At 58.3% G+C, this 3952-nt stretch carries 5 protein-coding genes; 3 read left to right on the top strand and 2 right to left on the bottom strand.

Annotation, left to right across the window (positions count from 1 at the left end; genetic code table 11):
* The 3 genes from BFV97_RS17620 to BFV97_RS17610 all read left to right on the top strand — a co-directional run.
* Positions 1-613: DUF305 domain-containing protein (locus tag BFV97_RS17620; RefSeq protein ID WP_069301693.1), on the top strand; the 613-nt coding region annotated here is incomplete at its 5' end.
* A 22-nt stretch (positions 614-635) separates the two neighbouring features.
* Positions 636-1400, top strand: a complete 765-nt coding sequence (locus BFV97_RS17615; protein ID WP_172827937.1) for a MauE/DoxX family redox-associated membrane protein — start codon at positions 636-638, stop codon at positions 1398-1400.
* A gap of 87 nt (positions 1401-1487) precedes the next feature.
* Complete coding sequence (locus BFV97_RS17610; protein ID WP_069301692.1) at positions 1488-2597, top strand: permease; 1110 nt, start codon at positions 1488-1490, stop codon at positions 2595-2597.
* Here BFV97_RS17610 and BFV97_RS17605 read toward each other — a convergent pair.
* Both BFV97_RS17605 and BFV97_RS17600 read right to left on the bottom strand, forming a co-directional pair.
* The gene (locus BFV97_RS17605; RefSeq protein WP_069301691.1) at positions 2594-3334 is read right to left on the bottom strand and encodes a cytochrome c biogenesis CcdA family protein; all 741 of its coding nucleotides are present in this window, start codon (positions 3332-3334) and stop codon (positions 2594-2596) included. The genes BFV97_RS17610 and BFV97_RS17605 overlap by 4 nt on opposite strands.
* Positions 3331-3822, bottom strand: coding sequence for a hypothetical protein (locus BFV97_RS17600; protein ID WP_069301690.1), 492 nt, complete (start codon positions 3820-3822; stop codon positions 3331-3333). Before BFV97_RS17600 ends, BFV97_RS17605 begins: the two co-directional genes overlap by 4 nt.
* Positions 3823-3952 lie beyond the last annotated feature (130 nt).

The raw sequence follows: 3952 nt of genomic DNA, 5'->3' as shown, positions 1-3952 counted from the left end.
CCAGGTGACCGTGGGCGATACCAGCTACATGAGGGCAATGATCCCGCACCATTCGATCGCGATCATGACATCGAGCCGCGCCAACATTTCTGACCCTCGGGTGCGCAAACTGGCTGACGAGATCATCTTTGCCCAAGACAAAGAAATCGCCGAAATGCGGTATCTGGTGAATGACATCGACACGAATGGTGACGCGGCTGATGAGGGTCTGGATGGTTCAGCCCGCATCGTCGATCTGAACGAGGCACTCTCATCCGCCGAAATCGCCATCCTTGATCTGGAATTCCTGACTGGCGATGAGATCGCGCAGCTTTTCCCGGATGGGGCCATCTGCACCTTCAAGTATACGACGACCAGCAAACCTGTGCTTGCCACAGGACAGATCGACGGTGCCCCGGCGGCGCTGGCAAAGATCAGCGGCGACCTGGTGCGTCTTGGTTCAACCGACGCAACCGGCACCCTGAGCACCGAAGGAATGTCCGTAAGCCTCAGTGCGCCGGACGGGGCTGCGGCGCTGGAAAACAGTGGTGAAGTGCAGGACGCCAACCTCGTGCTCGAACTCGATGCCGGCCTGCGGGCAGGCTATCGCGGCTATTATGGCTGCGACGCCTGAACCCTGAAACGGAGGATATGACATGCCAAGAGACACAACCCAGACAGCCAAGCTTTACCGGATGGTGATGCCCGACCACCTCTGTCCCTATGGGCTCAAATCCAAGGACCTGCTGGAGCGCAAGGGTTTCGAAGTCGAGGATCACCCTTTGACCACGCGTGAGGAAACCGACGCGTTCATGGAAGAGCACGGCGTCGAAACCACCCCGCAAATCTGGATCGGGGACGAGCGGATCGGCGGATATGACGACCTTCGGGTCCATTTCGGCATCGATGCGCCCGAAGACGAACGGTCGGACACATCCTACCAGCCGGTGATCACGATCTTTGCCGTCGCGTTCCTGATGGCGCTCGGTTTGTCGTGGTACAGCTTCGAGACCATTTTCACCCTGCGCGGGCTGGAATGGTTCATTTCGATCTCGATGTGCTTTCTGGCGGTACAAAAACTTCAGGATGTCGAGAGCTTCTCGACCATGTTCCTGAACTACGACCTGCTGGCGCGTCGGTGGGTGCGTTATGGCAAGATCTATCCGTTCGGGGAGGCGTTCGCAGGTATTCTCATGGTCGCCGGGGCGCTGACCTGGCTTTCGGCACCGGTGGCCTTGTTCATCGGCACTGTTGGCGCGGTATCGGTTTTCAAGGCGGTCTATATCGACAAGCGTGAATTGAAATGCGCCTGTGTCGGTGGTGACAGCAATGTTCCGCTTGGCTTTGTCTCGCTCACGGAAAATCTGATGATGATGGTCATGGGGATTTGGATGCCGATCAGAGTCTATCTGATCGGCTGAAAGGCGGGTGCCGTTTTCACATCCTTCAGACTCGTTCTCCCGATAGGAGCGCAGGTCAGGCAGCACTGCGAAAAAAGGTTAGGCTGAATGGACCAGATAATCGAAGCATTCACGACCGGGGCGGGCATGCTCTGGAAGGCGCTCTGGGCGCTGATCTTCGGCTATATCATCTCCGCAGGCATCCAGATCTTCGTGACACGGGATCAGATGGCGCGTGTTCTGGGTGATCGTGGTGCCAGGAAGGCAGGCATTGCCGGGTTCTTTGGTTTCGTGTCGTCGTCCTGTTCCTTCGCGGCGCTTGCCGCGTCGCGTTCGATCCTCGTGAAAGGAGCGCATCCGGTCAATTCCATCGCCTTCCTGATTTCATCGACAAATCTGGTGGTCGAGCTTGGAATCGTCCTTCTGGTCCTGCTGGGCTGGAAATTCATGGTGGCAAATTTCCTGCTTGGCATCCTGATGACGATCTACGCCTATGCCCTCACCCTGATATGGTTTCCAAAACCGCTTGTCGAAAACGCAAAAGAGCATGCGGAAAAGGCCCAGTCCGACGAAGGTATGGACATGGACGAAACCATGACGGGATCGTTCCGCGACAAACTGCTGTCCCGAGAAGGATGGGACCGGATCGCCCGCGCTTTCTTCATGGAATGGAAGATGGTCTGGAAGGAGATCCTCTTCGGCTTCACGGTCGCGGGTTTCATTTCCGTCTTTGTGCCGCAAAGCTTCTGGAACGCGATCTTCCTGGTCGGAGATGGTGGTGCGCAGGACGCGCCGGGCTTCCTGATCGTTCTTGAAAACGCGCTGGTGGCTCCCGTCGTGGCCTTCTTCACCTTCATCGGGTCGATGGGCAATGTCCCCCTGGCTGCGATGCTCTGGTCGCGTGATGCGTCGTTCGGAGGCGTGATCGCCTTCCTCGGAGCCGATCTTGTTGCTGCCACGGTGATATGGGTGCACGCAAAGTATTATGGCTGGCAGTATGCGCTCTATCTTTCAGGTTTGCTGTACCTGTGCATGGTCGCTGCGGGAATTACGGTGCATTACCTGTTCGCTCTCGTAGGGATGATCCCGACCGAGCGGCCCTCGCTTCAGGAAATGGTCCGGTTCAGCATCGACTACACGTTCTTCCTCAACCTGATCTTTCTCGTGATCGGGGCAGCACTGATCTGGCTTCACCTCAGGAATGCCAAGGAAGACTAACCGATTGAAGCCAGGAATGGGAAGGTTCCCAGAAGCCAGTAGGCAAACCGGGACAATTGGCCGGTCATGATGGCAACGCCCATGATGATCATGGCGACGCCTGCGCCCTTGTAGAGCCAGCGACCGGCTTTGCCGATCTGTCTGACCCGTGCGGCGATGGCGTCGGTGAACAGCGCGGCCAGCAGGAACGGCACGCCCAGCCCTGCGGAATAGATCGACAACAGCCAGATGCCGTCCGACATACCGCCGGATGTCGAACTGAGCGTCAGGATTGCGCCGAGGATCGGCCCGATGCAGGGCGTCCATCCAAAGGCGAAGGCCAAGCCCAGGACGTAGGCTCCAAGCGGGCGACCCCCCGGAATGTCGAGTGTGAAGCGGGTGTCACGCGAGAACGCTTCCAGACGGAAGGCACCCAGCATGACCAGTCCGAACAGGATGATGATCGCGCCGCCCAGATAGTTCAACTCGATGCGCCAGGTCAGAAGCAGCGACCCGAGCGCGCTAGCCCCGGCCCCCAACGCGACAAAGATCGTGGAAAATCCAAAAACGAAACAGGCGCTTAGCCCAAGTGCGTTGGCGCGCGCCCGCAGGCCGACCGATCGCTTCGTTCGCAAATCCGGCTGGCCAGCAATATAGGAGACATAGCCCGGCACCAGCGGCAGGACGCAGGGCGACAGGAACGAAATGGCCCCGGCCAGAAAGGCCGCGAAGATGCCGATGCCGGAAATATCCATCATGCGTTTCCATGTCCGCTAAAGGGCCGTGATGCCCACCAGAAGGCAATCAGCGGGATCACGATCCATTGCAGCACGGGCGACAGCCCCGCATCGAGGACCGGAATGATCGGCATCAGGTCCGAATAGGCCCAGGCCGCGCGGATCACGATGTTGAGCCATTCGCTGAACAGCGTATATCCCAACCCGAACACCACCGTCAGGACGGTAACCGAGCGTCGCGTCGAAGCGACAATGGGCCAGCCTCGGCCCGACATCATCAAGGCGAGCACCAGCGCGCTCATGGCAATCAGGATGTCGCCACCCGTGCAATGAACCGCGGCGAAGACGATCTCACCCCAGGTGCCCTCGTTCCAGATCGTGTAGAGCGGCATATGGGCGAACTCCCAGATAAGATTGGCCGGGATGATTACCGAAAAATACCGACGCAGGGCTGTCAGTGAAATTCCGTCTGTCGAGGACAGCCTGACGCCAGTCGCGGTGACACTCATTGAAACACCCCTGTCACCCGGTCCCACCAACTGCGTTCCCGGCGTCGATGCTGGGCATTGTTGATCAACTCGCTGACATAAAGGATCAGGTTCACATTCTTGAAGTCCATGCCATGGAATTTTGCGGCAA

The organism is Neptunicoccus sediminis, from assembly GCF_001719615.1.
Lineage (GTDB): Bacteria > Pseudomonadota > Alphaproteobacteria > Rhodobacterales > Rhodobacteraceae > Amylibacter > Amylibacter sediminis.
This window is presented reverse-complemented; position numbering and strand designations above follow the sequence as displayed.

Coding starts and splice junctions, on each gene's coding strand:
- BFV97_RS17615 (WP_172827937.1), top strand. CDS start 636: ATGCCAAGAGACACAACCCAGACAGCCAAGCTTTACCGGATGGTGATG.
- BFV97_RS17610 (WP_069301692.1), top strand. CDS start 1,488: ATGGACCAGATAATCGAAGCATTCACGACCGGGGCGGGCATGCTCTGG.
- BFV97_RS17605 (WP_069301691.1), bottom strand. CDS start 3,334: ATGATGGATATTTCCGGCATCGGCATCTTCGCGGCCTTTCTGGCCGGG.
- BFV97_RS17600 (WP_069301690.1), bottom strand. CDS start 3,822: ATGAGTGTCACCGCGACTGGCGTCAGGCTGTCCTCGACAGACGGAATT.